This window comes from Mesorhizobium sp. M0189 (genome assembly GCF_040322135.1).
Classification (GTDB): Bacteria; Pseudomonadota; Alphaproteobacteria; order Rhizobiales; family Rhizobiaceae; genus Mesorhizobium.
The window spans coordinates 97,733-122,080 of the sequence record NZ_JAMYSW010000009.1 but is presented as its reverse complement, the minus strand read 5'-3'; the positions used below and the strand labels follow the sequence as shown (position 1 = coordinate 122,080).

The window sequence follows — 24,348 nt, the reverse complement described above, 5'->3', positions numbered from 1 at the left end:
GACTCGGTAGCGACCGATCCGAAGTCTGTAACCTTCCCTGCCGACGAGGCGCTTGGTATCTCCGCGACCGCCGACTGCGTAAGAAATCAGACTTTCTGAGACCTGCTCGCGGACGTCCGGAGGCAAGTTGTCCAGATCACGCGCCGCCGATATGTTATAGCTGATGCATCGGCTTGGTCAGCGCTCGGCCAGTGCCGGTTCGCCACGCTTTTCGCGGATCAGGTTGACGAAGCGGCGGAACAGATAGTGCGAATCCTGCGGGCCGGGCGAGGCTTCCGGATGATGCTGGACCGAGAAGACCGGCTTGCCGGTGAGCGCGATGCCGCAATTCGAACCGTCGAATAGCGAGAAATGGGTTTCCTCGACGCCGCTCGGCAATGAGTCGGCGTCGACGGCAAAGCCGTGGTTCATCGAGACGATCTCGACCTTGCCGGTGGTGTGGTCCTTGACCGGATGATTAGCGCCGTGGTGGCCCTGATGCATTTTTGCGGTCTTGCCGCCCAGCGCCAGCGCCAGCATCTGGTGGCCGAGGCAGATGCCGAACAGCGGGATATCGGTCTTCAACAGATCCTGGATGACCGGAACGGCGTAGTCGCCGGTGGCTTCCGGATCGCCGGGGCCGTTGGATAGAAAGATGCCATCGGGCCGCATCGCCAGGATCTCCTCGGCGCCGGTCTTGGCCGGCACCACGGTGACCCTGGCGCCGAGGCCGGCAAGCAGGCGCAATATGTTGCGCTTGACGCCATAATCGATGGCAACGACGTGCATCGACGGGTCGGCCTGTTCGCCAAAGCCCTCGTTCCAGGCCCAGGGTGTCTCGCGCCAGACCGAGGATTGGCCGGAGGTGACCTCCTTGGCCAGATCAAGCCCGATAAGCCCCGACCATGCGGCGGCGCGGCGCTTGAGGTCTTCGATGTCGAAGATACCGTCTGGGGCGTGCGCGATAACGGCATTGGGCATGCCCTTTTCGCGGATCAGCGCGGTCAGCGCGCGCGTGTCGATGCCCGAAAGTGCAACGATGCCGCGCTTCTTCAGCCACTGGTCGAGACCGGTTCCGGCGCGGTAATTCGACGGGTTGGTGACATCGGCCTTGAACACGGCGCCGACGGCGCCGGCGCGGGCCAGCGGATTGAGATCCTCGATGTCTTCGTTATTGGTGCCGATATTGCCGATATGCGGAAAGGTGAAAGTGACGATCTGGCCGGCATAGGAGGGGTCGGTGAGGATCTCCTGATAGCCGGTCAGCGCGGTGTTGAAGCAGACCTCGGCAACGGCGGAGCCGGAAGCGCCCAGACCACGGCCCTCGATGACGGTGCCGTCGGCCAGCACCAGCAGGGCGGTCGGCTTCTCGGTGGCCCAAGGGGGGGTCGATGCGGCGGTCATCGTTGCCATGGCGGCACTCCTAAAGGCTGCGCTCCTCAATCGGCGCAACAAAAAGCGCGAAGCGGCAATCTCACAGCCTCGGCGCGCTGCATGTCGTTGCCCCAAAACCGCTACGCACTTTTGGGCGACGTGCACTAGAATTCAATTCATGCAAGGCACAGTACATAGGGGAAGGCGCCAAGGCGGTCAATGATGCCGCGCCGTACGTGCCTGGATTTATTTCGTCGAACAATATCAGGGATTTGCCGGACAGACTTGAATTTGCCTTGGGCTTTCGGCACGGCTATTGTCCGCCGCATTCGAAGGAGAAAGCACCATGCGAGGCAAAATCGCCGAATCCCTGAAGAGCGCGATGAAGGCACAGGACAAGCGCCGGCTGCCGACATTGCGGCTGATCCAGGCGGCCATTCATGATCGCGACATCGCCAATCGCGGCGCCGGCAAGGAGCCGGCCAGCGACGACGAGATCCTGCAGATCCTGGCCAAGATGGTGAAGCAGCGCGAGGAATCGGCCAAGGCGTTCGATGACGGCAAGCGGCCGGAACTTGCCGCGCAGGAGCGCGACGAGATGGCGATCATCCGCGACTTCCTGCCGACGCAACTGGGCCAGGCCGAGACGGAAAGCGCCGTCCGTTCCGCTATCGCCGAGACAGGTGCCAGCGGCGTCAAGGAGATGGGCAAGGTGATGGCGGCGCTCAAGGAGAAATATGCTGGCCAGATGGATTTCTCCAAGGCGAGCGGCATCGTCAAGAGCCTGCTTCAGTAGGGATTTTTCCCGCCTTAGCGGTGCTCATGAGACTCGAAGAGACCATCGCGAGGAGCCAGGCTAGGAGCGGGCGGAGCGGACGGCAGTTCGCACCGACATGTTCATCGCCACGGCCGCGCGAATGAACCTGTATGTTCGACGTCTGGCGTCTCACGACGGCATCGATGCGGCGAGCTTTTTGCTTGTTAGGCCTCGTGCCGATGCCGGGCGGCAACCTCTCAAGTCGAGGAGGAACCTTCCTCCCTTCCGGACACGTTTGCGAGAAGATCATGCGAAAATGGAGCTTCGATTTGGCGGCGCGTTTGTTGAATATTGTCGGTGCGGCCACGAGTGCCGGCGCCTATTCGCCGGGTCAGGAAAAGGCCCCCGCGGCCTTTCGGCGAAATGGGCTCGCAGAAGCGATCACGAACCGAGGCAGATCCATCAGGGATCGTGGCGATGTTGCATCGTTCCGATGGCGACCGGACCCTTCGCGGTCGCAGGCTATGAACCTGGAAGCCGTGCGCGACGCCTGTGAGTTGGTCGCAAGCCACGTAGCGACGGCGATCGCAGCGCAGGAAGACGTGCTTGTTTTAGGTGGCGATTGTACTGTGGAACTGGGGACGGTCGCCGGGGCGAATGCGGCCGGCGCGCGGATCGGACTCGTTTACATTGACTTCGACGCCGATCTCAACACACCTGACACGAGCGACGGCGCCTTGGACTGGACCGGCGTCGCCCATCTGCTCAATATCCATGGATGCGAGCCTTCGCTCGCGAGGCTCGGCCCGACCCGCCCGATGCTCGTGCCTCAGCAACTCCTCTATTTCGGCATCGAGAACATCACCCCGCCCGAAGCGGCCGTGATCGGAAATCACGCGATCAAGATCATATCGCGTGAGGAAGCTTTGAGTGACATCGAGGCGGCGTCGGCGCGCGCGGCCGAATGGGCGGCGCGCTTTGACTGCGTGCTTATCCACTTCGATGTCGATGTGCTCTCCTTTATCGATTTTCCGATTGCGGAGAATGTGCGCCGTTGCGACGGTCTCAAACTGGAGCAAGTCGCCTTTGTGCTAAAGCAACTGACAGCCCTGTCGCAATGGCGCGGCCTGACCATCACAGAAGTTAATCCGGCCCATGCGCCAGACGAGTCCGCAGCATTCGCACGCTTGAATGAGATGCTTGCAGACGCCCTTGGATAGTTCGAGATCCATCTCACGGTCGTTCGCGGGCAATTGGCCGGCTTGCCTCATCCAAGCGGAGCCAGCCTTATGCGCCCGGTCGCAATCATTGCGCGACATGGGCGCAATGCGGAAAACTTGGGAATTACGGTCGATGGCGGGGCAGTTTTGTCGTAGTCGCTACAGCCGCAAGCCCGCCTTTGAGGGCCGACAGCCAAAAGCTCGCGCTCATGATCGAACTCGTCAAACCGGCGTTTGAACACCTGCCGTCCTACAAGGCGGCCCTCGAGCGCGGCTGGTCGCCGGACAATGTGCGGCTGCTCGACGCGACGCGCGAGCAGCTTGCGGCTATCGAAAAGGATCCAGCGACTTTCCTTGCCGATCTCGACGATCCTGATGGCAAGGGACCGCCGATCGTCTTGCCGGACGGTTCGACGGTGCCGCGGCTGCCTGGATTTCGGCGCTGGATCTGGGACGGGGAAGTCTCAGGCTCGATCGGCTTGCGCTGGCAGCCCGGAACCGCGGCGCTGCCATCGCACGTGCTCGGCCACATCGGCTATGCGGTGGTGCCGTGGAAACGGGGATGCGGCTATGCGACGGAGGCGCTGCGGCTGATGCTGGAGGAGGCGAGGGCGGTTGGCCTGCCCTTCGTCGAAATCACCTGCAAGCCTCACAATGTGCCCTCGCAGAAGGTCGTTCTGGCCAATGGCGGCGGGCTCGTCGGGCGTTTCTTCGAGGATGCTTCCTATGGCGGCGCGGAAAGCCTGCGTTACCGGATCGATCTGTAGCCCTATTCGGCGGCAGCCGGCAGCGGCGGCGCCGCCCGGCTCCGCCATTCCCAGACATGCGAGGCAAGCGCAACCGCGACCGCGACCAGCATGGCGATCGCGCCAACCACCGGCAAGCTGCGATAGCCATAGCCGGCATTGAGCATCGCCGCGCCGAGCGATGCGGCGAGCGCGATGCCGACATTGAAGCCTGACGGAATGAGCGACGAGGCGAGATTGGAGGCGTCCGCGGTCCAGGTCAGGATGCGGGTCTGGATCGGCGTGCCGATGGCGAAGTTGAGGCCGCCCCAGACGAAGATCGCCATCACCATCGGCAGTGGGTAAGGACTGACGGCGTAGATCGAGGCGAGCATCGCCGCCTGCAGGAATAGCATTGCGATGAGCGACGGCATCAGCTTCCAGTCGGCGAGGCGCCCGCCGACGAAGACGCCGATTGTAGCGCCGACACCGTTGAGCAGGAGCACCCAAGGTATCCATTTCTCGTCGAGGCCGGTGACCTCAAGCAGCGTCGGCGTGATGTAGGTGAACAGGCCGAACTGGCCGATCATCAGCATCAGCATCATGATGAGCGAGGTCCAGACCTGCTGGCGTGCGAGCACGCGTACCTCGCTGCCAAGGCTGACGGACGGGCTCGACGATCCTGTCTTGCGCGGCAGCAGGGCGCCGATGGCGGCGAAGGCCACCACGCCGAGAGCGCACATCACCCAGAATGTCGCACGCCATCCCCAGATGTTGCCGATTGCCGTGCCGGCCGGAACGCCGATGACATTCGATACGGTGAGGCCGGACAGGATCAGCGCCACCGCCATGCCGCGCTGGTCTTCGCGCACGAGGCCGACGGCCACCACCATGGCAACGCCGAAATAGGCGCCGTGTGCCACGGCCACCGCAATCCGCAACAGCAGCATCGAGGCGAAGTCGGGCGCCAGCGCGCAGGCCGCCTGGCCGATGGTAAAGGCTGCAGTCAGTCCAAGCAGCAGGGCCTTGCGGGAGAACCCTTTGGTGGCGAGCGCCAGCAGCGGGCCGCCGACTGCAATGCCGCCGGCATAGCCGGAAACGAGATAGCCGGCGGTCGGGATCGCGACGCCAAGGCCATCCGCCACCTGCGGCAGCACGCCGGCGATGACGAATTCGGTGGTGCCGAAGGCGAAGGCGGCAATGAACAGGGCAATGAGGGGAAGCATGGCGGGAAGGCGATCCTCGGATAAGGTGACCTCAAACCACGGATAAGGGCACCGGGCAATTCAGAAATTGGCGACGCCGCTTTAGATTTTCTTTGTCACCGGTCAGGTGCCGGCCGCGGCGGCAAGAGCTACGCGGCCGCCTTCCTTCCGTAAGGAATTTTCAGCCACGCCCGCTCATGAAGGTAGTAGAGCAGCGACTTGGTGACGACCTCAGTCAGGCCGATGGCCGCAGCGAGCTTGATGCTTCCCGTCACGACGAGCGAAATGATCATCGTGTCGATGGTACCGGTGACACGCCAGGAAAGCGCCTTGGCGAAGCTGCGAGAATGGGTGTCCATCGACTTTCCTTCCGGTAGATCTGGCGATCTTTAGCCGACAGACAGGAGGTGGCGCAAAGGTAATTTTGCGCATTGGCTCACAGCATAGGCGAGCTTCTGAAGCTACCGGCCTGTGGACGCAATCTATCCGGCCTTCAGCCGCGAACCGGTTAGCAGGCCGCGTTCCTCAAGCACGGGATAGGCCATCGAGGCGAGCAGCGAGTTGATCTGCTTGAGGTCGCGAATGGTGTCGAGATGGATGGAGCTGGTCTCGACGCTCTTGGCGGTGCCGTCGCGCAGCCGCACGAAATGGCTCTGGCTGGTTTCCTTCTCGCGGTCGCGCAGCCGGTCCTTTTCCAGCACCAACTGGCGAGCGGTCTCCGGATCGCGGGACACCAGGACGTTGAAGGCTAGCCTGGCATTGGCAAGCACCAGGGCATGGAAGGCGCAAAGCTCGCGCCAGCCTTCCGGCGTGAACTCCAGTCCGCGCTCGAATTTCTTCTTCACATGGACCAGCATGTTGCGCACGATGATGTCGCCGACCTGCTCCAGCTTGACGCAGGCGCCGATCAACTCCTGGCAACGCAGGGCCTCGTCCTCGCTCAGCGGGTTCTTGGTGACCTTGGCGAGATAGAGCTTGATCGCCGCGTGCTTCCTGTCGACACGGTCGTCGAGCGCGGCCAGCGCACTGATCTTGTCGGCGTCGGCGCTCTCATAGAGTTCGATGATCCGTTTCAGCATGATCTCGACCGTCTCGCAGACCCGCACTACCTCGCGGGTGGCATTGGCGAGTGCTTGGCTCGGCACGTCGAGCGCACTTTCGTTGAGCGCCGAAAGCTCGATGACGTCGAGCGCGTTGGCGGGCTGGGGCCTGGTGCCCAGCGCCACGATCTTTTCCGAGGCACGATAGACCAGGCGCGCCAGCGGCAGGCCGGCGATCAGGATCAGGATGTTGAAGACGATGTGGGCATTGACGATCTGCTCGGGCACGGTGCTGCCCAAGAAGGCGACTGGCGGCTTGAACGTCAGGAACAGGATCAGCATGATCAGAGAGCCCATGCCGCGCATCAGGAGATTGCCGATCGGCACGATGCGAACGCCGGGTTCTGCGTTGCGGGTTAGAAGCGGCGCGATGATCGAAGAGCCGAGATTGACGCCGAGCACCAGCACGATGCCGAGTTCGGGCGGGATGAAACCGCGGCCGGCGAGCGTCACCATAAGCAGCACCGCGGCGATCGAGGAATGGAACAGCCAGGTGACCAACGCCGCCAGAAGGTAGGCGGTGACCGGATCGCCGGAGAAGTAATCGACGATGAGCGGCATCAGCGTGCTCTGGCGCAGCGGCTCCGACGCCTGGCCGATCATCTCCAGCGACAGAAGCAGCAGGCCGATGCCGACCAGGATGCGGCCGAACTGGCGCCAGTCGCGCCGCTCGGTGGCCATGAACATGACGGTGCCGGCGACCAGGCAGACCGGTACCAGCAGCGACAGATCGAAGGTAAGCAGCTTGACCACCAGCGCCGAGCCGATCTCGGCACCGCGCACCGCAAGCTGGCCCGACATGCCGCTGACAATGCCGGAGCCGGCGAATGAGCCGACCAGCAAGGTAACGGCGGTCGAGCTTTGCAGCGCGACCGCCAGGCCGCAGCCGGCCAGAACCGCCATGAAGGGATTGCGCATGGTGGCGCGCAGTTTGTGGCGCAGCACATCGCCATAGGCGCGCTCGACGCCGGTCTTCACCAAACGGGTAGCAAACAGCATCAGTGCCACCGCACCGGCAAGGTGCAGCAAAACGACGGAGCCACTCATGCCAGGCCCCGCAACGCGACAGGTGCCAGCGACGCGGGCGCGGTGAAGTCAAAGGGGCAACAGTGGGCGCGAATCGTGGACATTGCAGAGGTTGATATTACTCCGATTTATTTTAGCCGAATAATAAATTTTGCCCGGTTCGGACGAGTGTTGCCCCGCGACGGGGCGTGTCGGAAATGGATGGCCGGCAAAATGGTTGCATTGCCCGCGGAGTTGCGGAGGGTCATGCGTCCGTGCTCGGACAGCCGCTTTAAAGGTAGTGCTGAATTAGGCGTGCTAAATGTAGGAAATCATTACGAAAACGTAATCTCTGCGTTCAGTTTCGGTTCATCCTTCCGGCTCTATTCCAGAGGCATCGACAACCAAGGAGTACCCGCTATGAAACGCATCGTTCTTTCCGCCATTGCCTTCTCGATGCTGGCTGCAACGGCCTTGCAGGGCCAGGCTGCACCATTGAACCCACCAAACGCACCGCAATCAAGTTATAGCCAGGTCGACTGGCAAAAGCCCGGCAATGTCCACGTGAACAAGCATGTCGAGGTGAACAAGCGCGTCGTAGTGACGAAAAAGATCGTGGTGAAGCGCAGCCATTGGCGCAACGGCCAGAGATATTCCAGCTGGAAGCGTCACCAGCCGATCCGCGACTATCGCCACTACGGCTTGCGCCGTCCCGGTCCCGGCCAGGAGTGGATCCGGGTCGGCAACGACTATCTGCTGGTCAGCAACCTCTCGGGCCTGATCTTCGGCGCTATCGCCGCGCAGTAGGTGCGGAACGGCTGACCGGCGCTGCGCCGGAATCGAGAAGGCGGCCCGCAGGCCGCCTTCTCTTTTTGGCCTGGGAAAACCGGGTATGGTTCCGCATTAGGAGTCGTCGGGCTTGGCCCGTGTGATTATATGGAGGCCAAACGAGCTGTCCCTCATGCGCTTTCCGCCTGCTTTCCTCGACGAGATCCGCGACCGCGTGCCGATTTCTTCGGTGATCGGCCAGCGCGTCGCGTGGGACAGGAAAAAGACAAACGCGCCGCGCGGTGATTATTGGGCGTGCTGTCCGTTCCATGGCGAGAAGAGCCCGTCCTTCCATTGCGAGGACAAGAAGGGCCGCTATCACTGTTTCGGCTGCTCGGTTTCGGGCGACCATTTCAAGTTCTTGACCGAACTCGACGGGATGAGCTTTCCCGAGGCCGTCGAGAAGATCGCCGACATGGCCGGCGTGCCGATGCCGGTTCGCGACGCCGATGAGGAACGGCGCGAAAAGGAACGCGCCAGCCTGACCGATGTCATGGAGATGGCGACGGTGTTCTTCCAGGAACGGCTGCAGGGACCGGAAGGCGCAAAGGCCCGCGCCTATCTGCGCGACCGGGGACTGACACCGGCGACGCAGCAGTCCTTCCGCCTCGGCTATGCGCCCGACAGCCGCAACGCGCTGAAGGAGCATCTTGCCGCCAAGGGCGTCCCCAAGGCCGACATCGAGGCGTGCGGGCTGGTGCGCCATGGCGACGACGTCCCGGTTTCCTACGATTGGTTCCGCGACCGCATTATGTTCCCGATCCCGGATTCCAGGGGCAAGATCATCGCCTTCGGCGGGCGGGCGCTAGCGCCGGATGCGCTGGCCAAATATATGAACTCGCCCGATACGGAGCTCTTCCACAAGGGCAACGTGCTCTACAATTTCGCTCGTGCACGCCAAGTGCTGGGAAAGGGGGCGCTGGGAAAGGGGGCGCTGGCCAAGGGCGGCACGGTCATTGCCGTCGAAGGCTACATGGATGTGATCGCGCTGGCGCAGGCCGGCTTCGAAAACGTGGTGGCGCCGCTCGGCACCGCATTGACTGAAAACCAGCTCGAACTTCTATGGCGCATGGCCGGCGAGCCGGTGCTGTGCTTCGACGGCGACCACGCCGGGTTGAAGGCAGCATGGCGCGCCGCCGACATGGCGCTGCCGGCGGTCCAGGCGGGCCGCTCGGTTCGCTTCGCCCTGCTGCCGGAGGGCAAGGATCCCGACGATCTGGTCAAGGGTGACGGACCGGATGCGTTCCGCGCCGTGCTTTCCGAGGCGCGGCCGCTGGCCGACCTCTTGTGGATGCGCGAGACGGCCGGCGGCATCTTCGACACGCCGGAACGGCGAGCCGAGCTCGAAAAGACGCTGCGCGAACTGACCAGCCGTATCCGCGACGAGAGCCTTCGCTATCACTACCAACAGGAAATGCGCGAGCGGGTGCAGAGCTTCTTCGGTGCCCAGCGCGGACGCCAGGGGCGTCAGGACGGACGGCCCGGCGAACGTTTCCAGGGCAAGGGTTCAGCACCCGGCGGACAGTTTGCGCGCGGCGGCAATGCCGGTGGGCGCACCGCGATCACCGAAAGCCTCGGTCGCTCGGCGTTGGTCAAGCGCGGCGGCGAGGGCATGTCGGTACGCGAGGCGACGATCATTGCCGCCCTCGTCAACCATCCCGTGCTGATCGACGAGAATTTCGCCCATGTCGAGTTCCTCGATCTCGCCAACTCCGATCTGAAGCGGCTGCATGCGGCGATCCTCGACGCCATGGCGCATGATATGGCCAATGACCGCGACGCGGTGATCGCGACGATCGAGCGGGCCGGCTGCGGCGAGATCTGGCAGCGTGCGGTGGCGCTGATCAAACGTGCGCGGCAATGGCCGGCGCTGGAAACGGCGGCACTCGACGATGCCCGCGATGCGTTCAGCCAGGCCCTCCACTTGCAGCGCAGCGCGCGCACCTTACATAAGGAGCTGAAGCAGGCGGAAGCAGCGCTCGCCAGCGACCCCACGGACGAAAACTACCGGCACCTGGTCGAAATCCAGGCGCAATTTCGTGATGTGCAGGCAACGGAAGCGCTGATCGAAGGGTTTGGCGTATCGTCGGGCAGGGCTGGGCGCGTTTAGATCGAAGCCCCCAGAAGACTGAATGTAAGGACGTGCTTGCGCGTCGAATCAAGCGTGCGGCGCTCTAAGTCGGGTAATTGATTCGCTTTTTTCATGCGAATCATGCGAGAGGCGCTTGACCTTCCGGCAGAATGGCGGAATCAGGTCGATTCGAAACGTTAACCCGCCCCGGCATCGACGGGAATGCAGCGATGTAAGGTACTGATCACTGGACAGGCAGTCAGCTTGCCACAGATATCAGGGTTAATCTGGACTTAACGAGAGATGCAGTTACTGGCCCGGTAAAGCGCGTTCTGGAAAGAGCGCATCCAATTTGACCGGACCGGCAGCTTACGCGGTTTTGATACTCAGCCGCTTGGAGAAAATAAAGACTATGGCGACAAAAGAAAAGGAAGAAGTCGAGACCGAACGCGAGGCCGCGACCGATGGCCCTCTGCTCGACCTTTCCGACGATGCTGTCAAGAAGATGATCAAGGCCGCCAAGAAGCGCGGCTATGTCACCATGGACGAGCTGAATTCGGTGCTGCCCTCGGAGGAAGTGACCTCCGAGCAGATCGAGGACACGATGGCCATGCTTTCCGACATGGGCATCAACGTGGTCGAGGACGACGAGCAGGGCGAGGAGCCCGAAGCCGCCGATACCGCCGCTGACGCCGAGGAGGATGCCAACGAGCTGGCTGAGCAGACCGGCACCGCCGTCGCCGCCACCACGACCAAAAAAGAGCCGACCGACCGCACCGACGATCCGGTCCGCATGTATCTGCGCGAGATGGGCTCGGTGGAGCTTCTGTCGCGCGAGGGCGAAATCGCGATCGCCAAGCGCATCGAGGCCGGCCGCGAGACGATGATCGCGGGCCTCTGCGAAAGTCCGCTGACCTTCCAGGCCATCATCATCTGGCGCGACGAGCTCAACGAATCGAAGATCCTGCTGCGCGAGATCATCGACCTCGAGGCGACCTATGCCGGGCCGGAGGCCAAGCAGGCGCCGGTGGTCGAGCGTATCGAGGAAGCCAAGACCGAGGAAAAGCCGCGCCGTTCGCGCGAGGACGAGGACGACATCACCAATGTCGGCGGCGACACCCGTGGCCTGGTGGACGACGACGAGGAGGACGATGACGAGGCGAGCCTGTCGCTGGCGGCGATGGAAGCGGAACTGCGGCCGCAGGTGATGGAGACGCTCGACGTCATTGCCGACACCTATAAGAAGCTGCGCAAGCTGCAGGACCAGCAGGTCGAGAACCGGCTGGCCGCCGCCGGCACGCTGTCGCCAAGCCAGGACCGTCGGCTCAAGGAGCTGAAGGACCAGCTGATCAAGGCGGTGAAGTCGTTGTCCTTGAACACGGCGCGCATCGAGGCGCTAGTCGAGCAGCTCTACGACATCAACAAGCGCCTGGTGCAGAACGAGGGCAAGCTGTTGCGGCTGGCCGAAAGCTATGGCGTGCGCCGCGAGGAGTTCCTCAAGGAATATCAGGGCTCGGAGCTCGATCCGAACTGGACGCGTTCGATCGGCAATCTGACCTCGCGCGGCTGGAAGGAGTTCACCAAGAACGAGAAGGACGCCATCCGCGATCTGCGCGCCGAAATCCAGAACCTCGCCACCGAGACGGCGATTTCGATCCAGGAATTCCGCAAGATCGTCAACCAGGTGCAGAAGGGCGAGCGCGAAGCCGCGATCGCCAAGAAGGAAATGGTCGAGGCCAATCTGCGTCTCGTCATCTCCATCGCCAAGAAATACACCAATCGCGGCCTGCAGTTCCTCGACCTGATCCAGGAAGGCAATATCGGCCTGATGAAGGCGGTCGACAAATTCGAATACCGCCGCGGCTACAAGTTCTCGACCTACGCGACATGGTGGATCCGGCAGGCGATCACCCGTTCGATCGCCGACCAGGCGCGCACCATCCGCATTCCGGTGCACATGATCGAAACGATCAACAAGATCGTACGCACCTCGCGTCAGATGCTGCATGAGATCGGCCGTGAGCCGACGCCGGAAGAACTGGCGGAAAAGCTCGCAATGCCGCTGGAAAAAGTGCGCAAGGTGCTGAAGATCGCCAAGGAGCCGATCTCGCTCGAAACGCCGGTCGGCGACGAGGAGGATTCGCATCTCGGCGATTTCATCGAGGACAAGATGGCGATCCTGCCGATCGACGCGGCGATCCAGGCCAATTTGCGCGAGACGACGACGCGCGTGCTGGCCTCGCTGACGCCGCGCGAAGAGCGCGTGCTCAGAATGCGCTTCGGCATCGGCATGAACACCGACCACACGCTTGAGGAGGTCGGCCAGCAGTTCTCGGTCACCCGCGAGCGCATCCGCCAGATCGAAGCCAAGGCGCTGCGCAAGCTCAAGCATCCGAGCCGGTCGCGCAAGCTCAGAAGCTTCCTCGACAGCTGAGTCTGGGTGACGGATAAGCAGTTTAAAGGGCGCCGGTGGCGTCCTTTTCCGTTTGGGCACAGGCGATCACGATTGGACGCGCCGCTCTTGCGGGTCGTGCCCTACGAGAGGATAATTCCGCGACGGATGCATTTTCTGGGCGACAAACCCGGATGCCCGCCCCGGCTGTGACGCCGTGCTCCGTGGCCCCGGAGGGAGGTGTGCCATGACAACTTACATCGTGCTGATCAACTGGACGGAGCAAGGCGCCAAAAACGTGCGCGAGTCGCCGAAGCGGCTCGATGCCGCCAAGAAGCTGTTGGGAGACATGGGCGGGTCCTTCAAGGCATTTTATCTCACCATGGGGGATTGCGACATGGTGGCGGTGGTCGAAGCCCCCGACGATGCCGTACTAGCTCGTTTCTCGCTGATGCTGGCGGCGGGCGGAAACGTCAGGACGCGGACACTCAAGGCTTTCCCGGAGGATGCCTATCGCGAGATCATTACCTCGCTCGGCTGAGTGCCGTGCCTGAAGCGCGTCGCGCTTGAACGGCCTCTTGCGACGCGCTTTACGCTCTTCTTTTTAAACAGGTCGGTATGGCAAACCGCCGCGCACCCTCGGGCCAGGCCCGAGGACATGTTTTTGGGGCGACGTGCATTAGCCGAAGCCGGGACATTCCGCGGTGTCGCGTCACGTTGCGGCGCAACGGCAGTTGCTGGATAGTCGTCGCGCGTCCTCCGCTGGTGTTGCGAACCATGGCCAAGCCTCTGCTGACCGTCTGGTACAATACGCGCTGTCCGGTCTGCGATGCCGGCATCAGCCGGCAGAAGCGGCGGCTGATCGAGGCGGTCAAGGCGGGGCGGATCGAATTTCGCGACATCAATGCCGAACCGACGGCGCTGGCCCGCTACGGCATCGGGCTGGAGGATATCCGGCGCCGGCTGCATGCGACCGACGCCGGTGGCAAATTGCTGGTCGGCGCCGATGTTGCCGTTGCGGCTTGGCTGATAACGCCGGGCGAGGGCTGGTTGGCGACGCTGTTCGGCAATCCCGCCACGCTGCCGTTGACGCGCTATGCCTATGATCGCTTCGCCGATCTGCTCTATGCCTGGAACCGCCGCAAAGGCCGTTGGTGATAGTGTCCGTTCACTTCGCACTGAAAGACCCGTAAGTTGCTTCGGGCCCTTGGCGCAGCCTGCTATCGAGCCACGGGCTCGCAAAGCCAGCCAACGATGCGGCGCACCGCCGGCAGCAACAGCAGCAGCGTCGGAAAGGCCACCATCCAGGACAGGCCCCAAGCCGTCAGCCAGGTGGCCGGCAGATCGGGCTGGAAGCCAAGGCTTTTCAGTGTCGAGATGAACGACACGATGAACGTCATCAGCAACGACAGCACCAGCGGGCCGAGGACGGCGGCATAGCGCGCAGGCAGCTTCCTGCGCGGGGTTTTCATGGTCATTTGGATTTTTCCCTGAAGCATCCGGTCCGTCGCATTGGCATCCATTCGCCGGTCTTCCGGCGTAACTGCCCGGAAACGACCGGGGTGGATGCGTTGCTTCACGTCAGACGCTTACGGAGGGGTCTTCGACCCTCACGCGCTTCCTAGCTGCCCTTGCCGGCGAAATCAATCCTGCTGGCGCATTTTCAGATACATCGTAAGATATATCTTGACTCGATCGTGGCGAGCACCTAATTGAGATATATCGTAAGACATAACTCAAGGAGCAGACAATGCACAAAGACAATCATTTCGGGCATCATCGTTTTGGCGAACACGCCGAGCGCGTTTTCATGCATATGGCCGGCAAGTTCGGCGGACGCGGCGGGTTCGGCCCGTTCGGGCATGGCATGAGAGGCGGCGGCGGACGCGGCGGACCAGGCGACATGTTCCGCGCCGGGCGTATGCTGGCTGACGGCGATCTCAAGCTGATCACGCTGTCGCTGCTGGCCGAGGCGCCGCGGCACGGCTACGACATCATCAAGGCGCTGGAGGAGCGCACCAGCGGCGTCTACAGCCCGAGCCCCGGCGTCGTCTATCCGACGCTGACCTTCCTGGAAGAGGCCGGCTATGCCGTTTCTGCGGCGGAAGGCAACAAGAAGGTGTTTTCGATCACCGAGGCAGGGCAGGCGCATCTCAACGAAAATCGCGAGATGATCGACCACGTGCTCGACCATCTCGAGCGCTTCGGCCGCAAGATGGCGAAGGCGCGCGAGTGGTTCGGCTGGAACGATGACGGCGACGGTGGCCGGCGCGGCCGCGGCCGCTCGGAAAAGCGCGACGAATTCCGCGCCGTGCGCCACCGGCTGCGCGCCGCGCTCGGCGAAATCGTAGATGCGCCTGAAGCAAAGCAGGCCGAGGCAATCAGCATATTGGAAGCTGCCGCAGAGGCCCTGGAAGCGCTGTCGCGCGACTGACCCCTGAGTGCCAAGCCAGCTGCGGCCCTTGCCCGCTCGGCCAAGGACCGGTACTGAAAATCATCCTGCACCACGCTATGTGGTGCAGGATGATTGCCGTTGGAGGATACCCCATGTCTTTTCTGAAGCGTCTTTTCGGCGGCGGCAACGAAGCCGCTGAGCCAAAGACAGCGGCGCCGGTAAAGCAAATCGAGCACAAGGGATTTTTGATCAGCGCCACGCCCTACAAGGCGGAGGGCCAGTACCAGACCTGCGGCGTGGTTTCGAAGGAGATCGACGGCGTGATGAAGGAGCACAAATTCATCCGCGCCGATCGCTTTGCCGGGCTTGATGACGCTGTCGACATCTCGATCAAGAAGGGCATCCAACTGGTCGATGAGCAAGGCGAGAAGATCTTCGGGTAGATCGTTATTACAGCCTTGGGTCGATTGGCTCGCTTTCCAGCGCCAGCACGGCGAAGACACACTCGTGAACGCGGCGTAGCGGCTGCTTGGCGACAAATCGCGTCAGCGCCTCGTGACCGAGCGCGAACTCCCTGAGTGCCAGGCTGCGCTTGCCGCTCAGGCCGCGTTCTCGCAGGCGGATGAGATTGTCCGGCGCGTCATATTCGGGACCATAGATGATGCGCAAATATTCCGGGCCGCGGACCTTCAGCGCCGGCTGGATGAGTCCCTTCTTGCCACGGCTGACGAAGTCGCGTGGTTTGACCACCATGCCTTCGCCGCCCGAGCCAGTCAGCGCCTCCCACCAGGCAATAGCCTCCGCACACGCGCTGCCGTCGGCCAGATCAACCGTACGCCATCGGGTCGGCGTGACCACGCCAACATGGGCAGCCAGACGGTCCGCGAGCGACATGTGCCAGACATGATCCTGGTCAAACCAAACACGTCCCTCGCTGGCGAGCAGGTGGAAAGGCGCGACCTTAAGGTCGTCGACGCCGGAGACCGGCCACACGTAAGGCGCCCAGGCCGTGGCGTATTTAGCCGCACGGGCGGCCCGGTCTTCAAGGCGTGCGTTCAGGCCGGCCGCATCGACGCCGCGCGCCATCGCACGGGCTAGCGCCTCGCGGCTGACCTTGAAACCGGCGGCTGAGGATGTCGCCACCGGCGCATACTGGCTTTCGATCAGGCTGCCGGCCTTTGCCGACCAAGGCATTATCTCGGTGTCCAGCAGCAGCCAGTCGCTGTTCAATTCCGTCCACAGATCCGCCGCGTCGACCTCGACCCGGAGACGAGCGAGCAGGCCTTCCGTCATGGTGCCGTCGTTGAAAAAGGAACGTCCGGTGCGGGTCCAGATTGCGCCGGTCTCGTCGCCCGGGATCCCGAAGCGGCTGCGCGCCGCCTGCGCGTTCCGGCACAGCGCGACCACCGCCCGCGAACCCATATGCTTTTCCTCGCACACGACCTGGGCGACGTCGCGTTCGCGGAAATAAGCGAAGGCATCTTCCGGACGTTCCAGCCAGCCGTGTTGGCTGCTGGTCTCGGACGGCGACATGGTCGGCGGCAGATAGATCAGCCATTGCGGCGACAGCGCGAAGCGGCTCATCACTTCCAGTGCCGCCGAGGCGTTCTCCTCGGCCACCACAATCCGGCCCCTCAGCCCGGTCTCGATCCAGCGGCGACCGGAGACATCCTGGTAATCGAGCACGCCGTCGGCGTCGGCCTGTGCCGATTTGCCCAGACAGGACCCGCCCAGCGGACGTATCGGCTCCGACCATGTCTGGATTGCCGGCACCTCTACCAGTTCGCGTTCCGGCCAGCGTAAGGCCGTCAGCTTGCCGCCGAACACGCATCCAGTGTCGATACACAGGGTGTTGTTGACCCACTCGGCCGACAGCGTTGGCGTATGTCCATAAATTACGGCTGTCTTGCCACGGTAGGCTGCGGCCCAGTCCGCGCGGACGGGCAGCCCGAACTCGTCAGTCTCGCCTGTGGTCTCGCCGTACAGAGCGAACTCGCGCACGGCGCCGGAGCCGCGTCCGATCATTTCCTCCTTGAGACCGGCGTGGGCGACGGCGAGGTGTCCGCCGTCCAGCCAGACGTGGCTGCGCAGGCCGTCGAGAAAGGCCGGCAGCGCCTCTCGCAGGCCGCGGTCCTGCGTGTTCAACTGGTCTATCGTCTGCTCGAGGCCGTGGGCGACCGTGACCTTGCGACCTTCCAGCCAGCTGCCGAGTTTGCGTTCATGGTTGCCCTGGACACAATAGGCGGTCCCGGCCGCGACCATGCTCATGGCGATGCGCAGTACGTCGGGCGAGTTGGGGCCGCGATCGACGAGGTCGCCGACAAAGACGATCTTGCGGCCCTGCGGCGGGATCACAGTGGCCGTTCGGTCGCCCTGATGTTCAGACCAGGCGACGCTGTAGCCCAGTCGAGCGAGCAGCATCTGAAGTTCATCCGAACAGCCGTGGATGTCGCCAATGATATCGAACGGGCCGTGGTCGTCGCGCTTGTCGGTCCATAGCGGCTGCCGCGACACCTCGGCCGCGTCGATGCTGGCCTCGCTGGTAAGCGTCCAGACCTGGCGGAAGCCCTCGCGTTGCAGGCCGCCAAGACCCTTGCGGATCTCGGTTGTCATGCGCTGGGCGACCCCGGCGCCGACCGGCCGGTCGGCTCGCACCGCATTGCGTGCGACGCACACCTCGACGCCTGGATCGAGGACCACGGCGACGGGCAAAGCGTGCCACTTGCGCGCCAGCTCAATCCAGGCCTTGCGGTCGGCGGCTCGCACGTTGGTGGCGTCGATGACGGCCAGCCTGCGGTGTTTAAGCCGCTTGCCGGCTATTTCGCGCACCAGATCGAAGGCATCTGCAGAGACGTCCTGGTCGGTCTCATCGTCGGAGACCAGCGCCCGGCACTGATCCGAGGAGATGATCTCGGTCGGCAGAAAATGCCTGGCCGCGAAAGTCGACTTGCCCGATCCGGTCGAGCCGATCAGCACGACGAGGGCAAAGTCAGGAATGGCGAGATCGGTCTTGTCCAGTTCTCTCATCGGGTGAACACCGCCATCTGCGTGGGCGCGCCGAGGGTAGAATCCTGGGCTCCGATACCGCTGAAGGTGGCTGCATAGCCATAGATCTCACCGATTTTGGCCGCCCAGGTTTCGAACTGAGCCCGGCTCCATTCGAAACGGTGATCGGGATGGCGAAATGCGCCAGGGGCCAATCTGGGAAACAGAGCGTTGTAGTCCGCGTTCGGAGTGGTCACGATGACGGATTTAGGCGCCGTCTCGCCGAAAACGATGCGTTCGACCAGGGGCAGCCTGTCCTCGTCGAGATGCTCGATGACCTCGACCAGCACGGCGACGTCGGCTGCCGCCCAGCGGCCGTCCCGGTATGTCAGAGATCCGTGCAGCAGCGTAACCCGGCCCTCCGGCGGCCCGCCAAACTCGTTCAGCTTGAGACGCTTTGCAGCCCATTCCAGTTCGCGTGCCGCTGGATCCAACCCGAACAGCTTATGGACCCATCGCTCGCGCACGAGCCGATAAAGTAGCTTGCCTTCGCCGCATCCCAGGTCCGCAACCGTGGTTGCACCCGTTGCCTGGATGGCTCGGACAACAGCTTCCATGCGCAGATCGTTGAGCCGGATCGGCGTCTCCAGCGCTTCCTCAGGTGTGACACGCAGTTCGGGCGGCAAAGTCTCCCTGGCCGTTTCAGGAACCAGTCGTTCCAGAGCGATGCGGGCCAAGGCACCGCGGTTGCGCAAGTATCGGCGAACTATCAGGTCCTTGGCGGGATGTTTTTCCAGCCAGCCCTCTCCCTTGGACAGCAGCTTGTCGACCTCTGCTTCGCCGACCCAATAATGCTTGGCATCGTCCATCACCGGGATCAGCACGTAGAGGTGGTTCAACAAGGCGCTGAGCCGGCCCGTGCCGGTCAGCTTCAGATGGCCGTACCGGGACTCGCCTGCACCAGACCCGATTCCCTCGATTGGCGTCAGATCGACTGTCCAGCCCAAGGGTTCGAACAGGCTTCGAACCAGAGCCTCACCGCCGCGCATCGGCAGTGGAGTCACGACTGCCTCCAGCGGCAGTTCGCCGCTAGCCAGTTCCTGGCGCTCCTTTGACATTCCGGTCATCGCCGTCCGCAGCATTTTGTTTAGCGCCACGGACAGGAAAGACGATGCCGCGTAAGGCCGGTCGTTCACATATTGGTCCAGCAAGCCTTCCGCCCGCCCCTTGCCGCGCACTAGCCCTATCGGGTCGACATCGAGCAGGAGTGCTGCCTCGCAACGCTCTTCGGTCGCTTCGGGATAGAATAGCCACCCTTTGCCAAAGGAGAGGTCGGTCTCGTGCAAACGATCGGGATGCTTGTGCAGCAGGAAACCGAGATCGGTGGCCGGACGGTGCGTTGTGGCAACGGACAGGAACATCCGCGACCGATAGCGCAGACAAGCGGAATAACCAATGGCAGTTGTTGGCCCACCACAATAGGTTGTCGCCAACGACAGCAAGGGCAGGCACCGAGCGCCTACCCTTGTTCAATTCAAACGATGCTGGCTTTACGCCGCGGCGGCGACGCGCTCGGCGCTTCCGGTCGCGGCCACAATGGCGTCGACCTTGGTCGAGGCTTTGGCCAGCGCTGCTGCTACCGCATCGGCGCCCATGCCGACTCCTTCGATGCGGATGACCTCGACATCGGTCATGCCGAGAAAGCCGAGCACGCTGCGCAGGTAGGGAATGGCGTGATCGAACTGCACGGCCGCACCTTCGGAATAGATACCGCCCGAAGCCAGCACGATATAGACCTTCTTGCCGGTGACGAGGCCTTTCGGGCCAGCATCGCTATAAGCAAAGGTTTTGCCGGAGCGGGCGACGTGGTCGACCCAGGATTTCAGCGTCGACGAGATGTTGAAGTTGATGAAGCCGGTGGCGAGAATGACGGTGTCGGCCGCAAACAGCTCGTCCAGTACAGTATCGGAAACGCCGACGACCTCAGCCTGGCGCTGGGTGCGCGCTTCGGCCGGCGTATAGATGCCGGTCGAATAGTCGGGGTCGATATGCGGCAGCGGGTTGGCGACGAGGTCGCGGGCGACAAGCTTGGCCGAAGGATCGGCGGCAAGCAGTTTGTCGGCGAGTTCGTTGGCGACACGGGTCGAGTGCGAGGCGGCGCCGCGTGGGCTGGATGTGACAAGAAGGATGGACATGGTGACTCTCCAAGGTTGGATTAAAATCTCCCGGCAAATATGTGTGCGCAGACCCATTTGAAAAACTGGTATATTTTGTATATGATCCATCTAAATTGTGGATTGAAAGATGCAGCCCAACCCGACGCTTGACCAACTGCAGATCCTGGTTGCGGTGGCCGACACCGGTTCCTTCTCGGCTGCCGGCCGTAAGCTCAACCGCGCGCAGTCGGTCATCAGCTACGCCATTGCCAACCTCGAAGCGCAGCTTGGGCTGAAGCTGTTTGAGCGTGAGGGCACGCGTGAGCCGCAACTGACCGATGTCGGCAAGGCGACGCTGGAAGATGCGCGGCGCATGGTCGGCGTGCTGCAACGCATCCGCTCGCGTATCGACGGATATCGGCAGGGATTGGAGGCGGAAGTTGCGCTGTCGGTCGACGTGACGCTACCGTCGCCGGTGCTGGTTCGGGTGCTAAGGGCATTCGAGGTGCAGTTTCCGGCCGTGACACTGCGTCTGCATATCGGCTCGCTTGGCCTTATCCTCGATCATGTTGTCGGCGGACAGGCCGATCTCGGCATCGGAGGGCTTCTGGGCGAGGCGGACGTGAATCTGCTGCGCATCGGTTTCTTCTCCCTGGTGCCGGCCGCAGCGCCTGATCACCCGCTGGCGCTGCTGCCCAGACCAGTGGCGCTGGAGGATGTCCGCGAACACATCCAACTGGTCGTCTCGGACCAGTCCGAGCGTACGCGCGGGCGCGACTATGGCGTCTTCGCCTACCGCACTTGGCGGCTGACGGATGTGCGCACCAAGCACGTGCTGATGCGCGAGGGGCTGGGCTGGGGCGGGCTGCCGCGATGGCTGATTGCCGATGATCTGGCGAACGGCCGGCTCGTCGAACTCGATCTCGAGCCTTACAGCGAAGTCCGCTCGCCGCTTTATGCCATGCACCGCGCCGATCGCAGCCCGAAACCGGCGGCCGCCTGGCTGATCGATCAGTTCAAGCGCCAGCTTGGTTGTTTCAACGAATTCGAGCCGGGTGAGGTGCCTAAGGAGGAGCCGGAGACAGACCGTCGATCAGCGCGATGAGAACGGCGCGATAGTCCTCGATCGATGCTCCAGCTTCAATGGCGAGCGCTGCGCGGTCGAAGGCAGCGGCGAGCAAAGCGGTCAGTGCTTCCACAGGCAATCTCGTCATAGAGTGCGAGCGCATCGCGGCAACAAGGCCCTCACGCAGCGAACGGTTGCCATGGCGATTGTCGATCGCATCCATGGCGGCGCGGCCGAGCACGGCGGGGCCATCAAGCAGCAAGAGCCGAGTTCGGCCGGGGGCGCGCATGGCAGCCAGATAGGCATCCGAGCCGGCAATCAGCGCATCGCGGGCAAATAGCGAAGGCGGCGACGCGCGTTCGATCTCTTCCGCCACGGCTTGCGCCTCCTGTTCGACCACAGCGGCAAACAGCGCCTGCTTGTCTGCAAAGTGATGATAAAGCGCGCCGCGCGTTACGCCGGCAGCGGCGACGATCTCGGGTGTGCTGGTCTCGGCATAGGATTTTTCGGTGAACAGTTTTCGCGCCGCAGCGATGAGCTCGGCGCGTGTCGCTTCGGTGCGATCACGGTTGGAGCGGCGAGCGGATCGCTGTTGCATACATTCAGCCTGTATGTTAGTTACATTTACATGCAGATTGTATGGTGTTCGCCGGGAGAAGGAAAGATGAGGACGACGAGCTATTATCCGGTGCTGATGACGGGCGATGTTGCCGGCACTGCAGCCTTTTATGTCGCGCATTTCGGCTTCAAGCCGCTGTTCGAGGCCGACTGGTACATCCATCTGCGCTCAGCCGAAGATCGCCGCGTCAACCTCGGCATCGTCCAGGGCGATCATGAGACGATCCCGGAGGAGGGGCGGGGCCGCGCGTCTGGCGTGCTGATCAATTTCGAGGTCAGGGACCCGGATGCCGTCTATGAGCGGATCACCGCCGCCGGCCTGCCGATCCTGCTAACGCTGCGCGACGAACCCTTCGGCCAGCGCCATTTCATCACCAAGGATCCCAACGGCGTGCTGATCGACGTGATCAGGCCGATCCCGCCGAGCCCGGAATTCCTGGCGCAATATGCGCAGGGTGCTGCAGCGAGCTAGCTTGCCCTCGCCAACGGCATCACCGTGACCTGGGCAATGCCGGAGCGGCGCACCACCGTGCACAGTGTCTCGCGGCCGATGCGCTCGGCGTCGAGCATGCGCACAAGATCGTCGACGCCGGTGACCGGGCGGCCGTCGATGGCGACAATAATGTCGCCTTCCCTGAGGCCGGCCTTGTCCGCCGGGCTGTTCTTCTCGACGCTGCGCAGGCGCACCGCCGTGCTGCTCGACACTTGCGACAAGAGTGCTGCGCGGCGCGGCAGGTTGGTGGTGTCGGCGGAAACGCCGATGAAGGCGCGGCGCACGCGGCCGAAGCGGATGATCTCCGAGATGACGAAATTGGCGGTGTTGGAGGCAACCGCGAACGCGATGCCTTGCGCTCCGTGGATCATCGCGGTGTTGACGCCGATCACCTCGCCGGCCGAGGACACCAGCGGTCCGCCGGAATTGCCGGGGTTGAGCGCGGCGTCAGTCTGGATGACGTCGTCGATCAGCCGGCCGGTGGAGGCACGCATCGAGCGGCCGAGCGCCGAGACGACGCCGGTGGTGACGGTCCATTCGAAGCCGAGCGGGTTGCCGATGGCAATTGCAATCTGGCCGCGCCTCAAACGCTTGGAATCGCCAAGCGGCGCAACGTCGGCAAAGTTGCCGTCGGCGCGCACCAGCGCAATGTCGGTGTCGGGGTCGCGGCCGAGCACGCGGCCTTCCCTGGAGGCGCCGTCCGGCATCGACACGCGCACACTGCGCGCATCGCCGACGACGTGGAAGTTGGTGACGACCAGCCCGTCCGGCGCGATGACGAAGCCTGAGCCATGGCCGCCCGGGCCACCGACACGCTCGATGCGGCAGACGGCGGGCCCGATGCGGTCGACGGCATCGGCGACCGTCGCCGAATAGGCATCGAGAAGGGCATCGTCATATTGCAATTGCTGGGCGGGCAGGGCCATCTGCGGGGCTCCGTAGCTTTTGGAACAAGATGAACAATGCCTATATGTGCGGAGCGGCCGGACCGGCCGCGACCTGACCAGATGGCCAGTCAAACGCCCAACTAGCCGTCAGGCGAGTATCCGCCAACGCCCTGCCGGGCGATATCTGGGTCACGAGGAACCCAGGAGACAAATCATGAGCGATTTCAATCTGAGCACATTTTCCGACGCCATTGCCGACATCGCCGCAGCCGCGGCTCCAGCGACGGCCAGCTTCGCGACGCACCACCACCGCACGTCTACCGCTTTCCACTGGCAGGACGACTATTTCGTCACTGCCGAGGAGGCGGTCGAGGCCGGCGAGGAGATCGAGCTGACGTTTCCTTCGGGCGAAACCGTCAAGGCCGAGCTGGTCGGCCGCGACCCGTCCACCGGCACGGCCGTTTTGAAACCCACCGGCGCACCAAGCGTGCCGTCCCTGGTGAAGGCGGATGCAGTGCGGCCGGGCAATCTGGCGATCGTCGCGGGCAATAGCGACGGCACCTCGCTCGCTACCTTCGGCACGGTCGGCGAGGTCGGCCCGGCCTGGCGTTCAATGCGCGGCGGCACGATCGACCGGCGCATCAACCTTGCCGTCAATGCCGGCGGCCGTTTCGAGGGCGGCCCTGTGCTCGACGCCAAGGGCGGACTGATCGGCATGCTGCTGTTCGGGCCACGCCGGCGGGCGCTGGTCATGCCTTACGAAACGATCGAGCGGGCAGTCACGACGCTGCGCGAGAAGGGTCATGTGGCGAGGGGCTATCTTGGTGCCGGCCTGCATCCGGTCCGCAATGGTGATACACAGGGCGCCATGGTGATGAGCCTTGACGATAGCGGCCCGGCGAAAGCCGCCGGTCTCAGTCTCGGCGACATCATCGTATCGTGGAACGCAGAGACGGTGCATGGCCCGCGCGAGCTGATCCGCAAGCTCGGGCCGGACAGCGCCGGTGCCTTGGTGACACTCGGCGTGGTGCGCGGCGGCGAGAACCGTGAGATCTCACTGACCATCGGTGAAAAACCACTGAGCTGAGGGAT

23 protein-coding genes are annotated in these 24,348 nt (G+C 63.2%); 13 read left to right on the top strand and 10 right to left on the bottom strand.

From position 1 onward, the window contains the following. Positions 1 to 177: 177 nt before the first annotated feature. Positions 178 to 1,392, bottom strand: a complete 1,215-nt coding sequence (carA, locus tag NKJ09_RS18265; protein ID WP_352494939.1) for a glutamine-hydrolyzing carbamoyl-phosphate synthase small subunit — start codon at positions 1,390 to 1,392, stop codon at positions 178 to 180. 307 nt (positions 1,393 to 1,699) lie between these two features. Between carA and NKJ09_RS18260 the strand changes: the two genes are divergently transcribed. From NKJ09_RS18260 to NKJ09_RS18250, 3 genes are all read left to right on the top strand, one after another. Next, on the top strand, positions 1,700 to 2,149 hold the full coding sequence (locus NKJ09_RS18260; RefSeq protein WP_023719346.1) for a GatB/YqeY domain-containing protein: 450 nt from the start codon (positions 1,700 to 1,702) through the stop codon (positions 2,147 to 2,149). Between the two features lie 131 nt (positions 2,150 to 2,280). Next, complete coding sequence (locus tag NKJ09_RS18255) at positions 2,281 to 3,330, top strand: arginase family protein (protein ID WP_352763219.1); 1,050 nt, start codon at positions 2,281 to 2,283, stop codon at positions 3,328 to 3,330. A 209-nt stretch (positions 3,331 to 3,539) separates the two neighbouring features. Next, complete coding sequence (locus NKJ09_RS18250; RefSeq protein ID WP_023719344.1) at positions 3,540 to 4,097, top strand: GNAT family N-acetyltransferase; 558 nt, start codon at positions 3,540 to 3,542, stop codon at positions 4,095 to 4,097. 2 nt (positions 4,098 to 4,099) lie between these two features. Here NKJ09_RS18250 and NKJ09_RS18245 read toward each other — a convergent pair whose 3' ends face one another. The 3 genes from NKJ09_RS18245 to NKJ09_RS18235 form a co-directional block, all read right to left on the bottom strand. Then, positions 4,100 to 5,281: an MFS transporter gene (locus NKJ09_RS18245; protein WP_352494941.1), complete on the bottom strand. Its 1,182-nt coding sequence runs from the start codon at positions 5,279 to 5,281 to the stop codon at positions 4,100 to 4,102. A gap of 128 nt (positions 5,282 to 5,409) precedes the next feature. Next, positions 5,410 to 5,619, bottom strand: coding sequence for a DUF2061 domain-containing protein (locus NKJ09_RS18240; protein ID WP_023678301.1), 210 nt, complete (start codon positions 5,617 to 5,619; stop codon positions 5,410 to 5,412). A gap of 123 nt (positions 5,620 to 5,742) precedes the next feature. Beyond that, positions 5,743 to 7,407: a Na/Pi cotransporter family protein gene (locus NKJ09_RS18235; protein WP_023719342.1), complete on the bottom strand. Its 1,665-nt coding sequence runs from the start codon at positions 7,405 to 7,407 to the stop codon at positions 5,743 to 5,745. 378 nt (positions 7,408 to 7,785) lie between these two features. On the opposite strand from NKJ09_RS18235, the gene NKJ09_RS18230 reads away from it, so the two are divergent. The 5 genes from NKJ09_RS18230 to NKJ09_RS18210 all read left to right on the top strand — a co-directional run bounded on the left by NKJ09_RS18230 (position 7,786) and on the right by NKJ09_RS18210 (position 13,814). Continuing rightward, positions 7,786 to 8,172, top strand: a complete 387-nt coding sequence (locus tag NKJ09_RS18230; protein WP_352495013.1) for an RcnB family protein — start codon at positions 7,786 to 7,788, stop codon at positions 8,170 to 8,172. A gap of 154 nt (positions 8,173 to 8,326) precedes the next feature. Next, positions 8,327 to 10,303 (top strand): DNA primase, encoded by a 1,977-nt coding sequence (gene dnaG, locus NKJ09_RS18225; protein ID WP_352494942.1) that lies wholly within the window; start codon positions 8,327 to 8,329, stop codon positions 10,301 to 10,303. 373 nt (positions 10,304 to 10,676) lie between these two features. Beyond that, positions 10,677 to 12,698 carry an RNA polymerase sigma factor RpoD gene (rpoD, locus tag NKJ09_RS18220; protein WP_023719339.1) on the top strand — a complete coding sequence of 674 codons (2,022 nt, stop codon included), beginning with the start codon at positions 10,677 to 10,679 and terminating at the stop codon, positions 12,696 to 12,698. Positions 12,699 to 12,903: 205 nt separating this feature from the next. Then, positions 12,904 to 13,197 (top strand): GYD domain-containing protein, encoded by a 294-nt coding sequence (locus NKJ09_RS18215; RefSeq protein WP_023719338.1) that lies wholly within the window; start codon positions 12,904 to 12,906, stop codon positions 13,195 to 13,197. A 236-nt stretch (positions 13,198 to 13,433) separates the two neighbouring features. Next, positions 13,434 to 13,814 (top strand): thiol-disulfide oxidoreductase DCC family protein, encoded by a 381-nt coding sequence (locus tag NKJ09_RS18210; protein ID WP_352494943.1) that lies wholly within the window; start codon positions 13,434 to 13,436, stop codon positions 13,812 to 13,814. A gap of 62 nt (positions 13,815 to 13,876) precedes the next feature. On the opposite strand, the gene NKJ09_RS18205 is transcribed toward NKJ09_RS18210, so the two are convergent. Further along, the gene (locus tag NKJ09_RS18205) at positions 13,877 to 14,134 is read right to left on the bottom strand and encodes a DUF2798 domain-containing protein (RefSeq protein WP_023719336.1); all 258 of its coding nucleotides are present in this window, start codon (positions 14,132 to 14,134) and stop codon (positions 13,877 to 13,879) included. A gap of 272 nt (positions 14,135 to 14,406) precedes the next feature. Here NKJ09_RS18205 and NKJ09_RS18200 point away from each other — a divergent pair, with 272 nt between their 5' ends. Continuing rightward, positions 14,407 to 15,090, top strand: a complete 684-nt coding sequence (locus tag NKJ09_RS18200; protein WP_023719335.1) for a PadR family transcriptional regulator — start codon at positions 14,407 to 14,409, stop codon at positions 15,088 to 15,090. A gap of 113 nt (positions 15,091 to 15,203) precedes the next feature. Further along, positions 15,204 to 15,494, top strand: a complete 291-nt coding sequence (locus NKJ09_RS18195; protein WP_023719334.1) for an HlyU family transcriptional regulator — start codon at positions 15,204 to 15,206, stop codon at positions 15,492 to 15,494. A 7-nt stretch (positions 15,495 to 15,501) separates the two neighbouring features. Here the strand turns inward: NKJ09_RS18195 and NKJ09_RS18190 are convergent, their stop codons facing one another. From NKJ09_RS18190 to NKJ09_RS18180, 3 genes are read right to left on the bottom strand one after another with little or no spacing between them, the layout of a single operon-like run. Continuing rightward, positions 15,502 to 18,078: a polynucleotide kinase-phosphatase gene (locus NKJ09_RS18190; RefSeq protein ID WP_352494944.1), complete on the bottom strand. Its 2,577-nt coding sequence runs from the start codon at positions 18,076 to 18,078 to the stop codon at positions 15,502 to 15,504. Continuing rightward, entirely contained in the window at positions 18,075 to 19,538 is a 1,464-nt protein-coding gene (locus NKJ09_RS18185; RefSeq protein ID WP_352639935.1) for a 3' terminal RNA ribose 2'-O-methyltransferase Hen1, read from the bottom strand. Before NKJ09_RS18185 ends, NKJ09_RS18190 begins: the two co-directional genes overlap by 4 nt. A gap of 48 nt (positions 19,539 to 19,586) precedes the next feature. Beyond that, entirely contained in the window at positions 19,587 to 20,231 is a 645-nt protein-coding gene (locus tag NKJ09_RS18180; protein ID WP_352494946.1) for an FMN-dependent NADH-azoreductase, read from the bottom strand. A gap of 109 nt (positions 20,232 to 20,340) precedes the next feature. Here NKJ09_RS18180 and NKJ09_RS18175 point away from each other — a divergent pair, with 109 nt between their 5' ends. Then, positions 20,341 to 21,297 (top strand): LysR family transcriptional regulator, encoded by a 957-nt coding sequence (locus NKJ09_RS18175; protein WP_352494947.1) that lies wholly within the window; start codon positions 20,341 to 20,343, stop codon positions 21,295 to 21,297. Here the strand turns inward: NKJ09_RS18175 and NKJ09_RS18170 are convergent. Then, positions 21,257 to 21,856, bottom strand: a complete 600-nt coding sequence (locus tag NKJ09_RS18170; RefSeq protein WP_023719331.1) for a TetR/AcrR family transcriptional regulator — start codon at positions 21,854 to 21,856, stop codon at positions 21,257 to 21,259. The genes NKJ09_RS18175 and NKJ09_RS18170 overlap by 41 nt on opposite strands. A gap of 66 nt (positions 21,857 to 21,922) precedes the next feature. On the opposite strand from NKJ09_RS18170, the gene NKJ09_RS18165 reads away from it, so the two are divergent. Continuing rightward, positions 21,923 to 22,348: a VOC family protein gene (locus NKJ09_RS18165; protein WP_352483190.1), complete on the top strand. Its 426-nt coding sequence runs from the start codon at positions 21,923 to 21,925 to the stop codon at positions 22,346 to 22,348. Here NKJ09_RS18165 and NKJ09_RS18160 read toward each other — a convergent pair. Further along, on the bottom strand, positions 22,345 to 23,295 hold the full coding sequence (locus NKJ09_RS18160) for a S1C family serine protease (protein WP_352494948.1): 951 nt from the start codon (positions 23,293 to 23,295) through the stop codon (positions 22,345 to 22,347). The two genes, NKJ09_RS18165 and NKJ09_RS18160, sit on opposite strands and share 4 nt — an antisense overlap. Positions 23,296 to 23,470: 175 nt before the next feature. Here NKJ09_RS18160 and NKJ09_RS18155 point away from each other — a divergent pair, with 175 nt between their 5' ends. Further along, entirely contained in the window at positions 23,471 to 24,343 is an 873-nt protein-coding gene (locus NKJ09_RS18155) for a S1C family serine protease (protein WP_352494949.1), read from the top strand. Positions 24,344 to 24,348 lie beyond the last annotated feature (5 nt).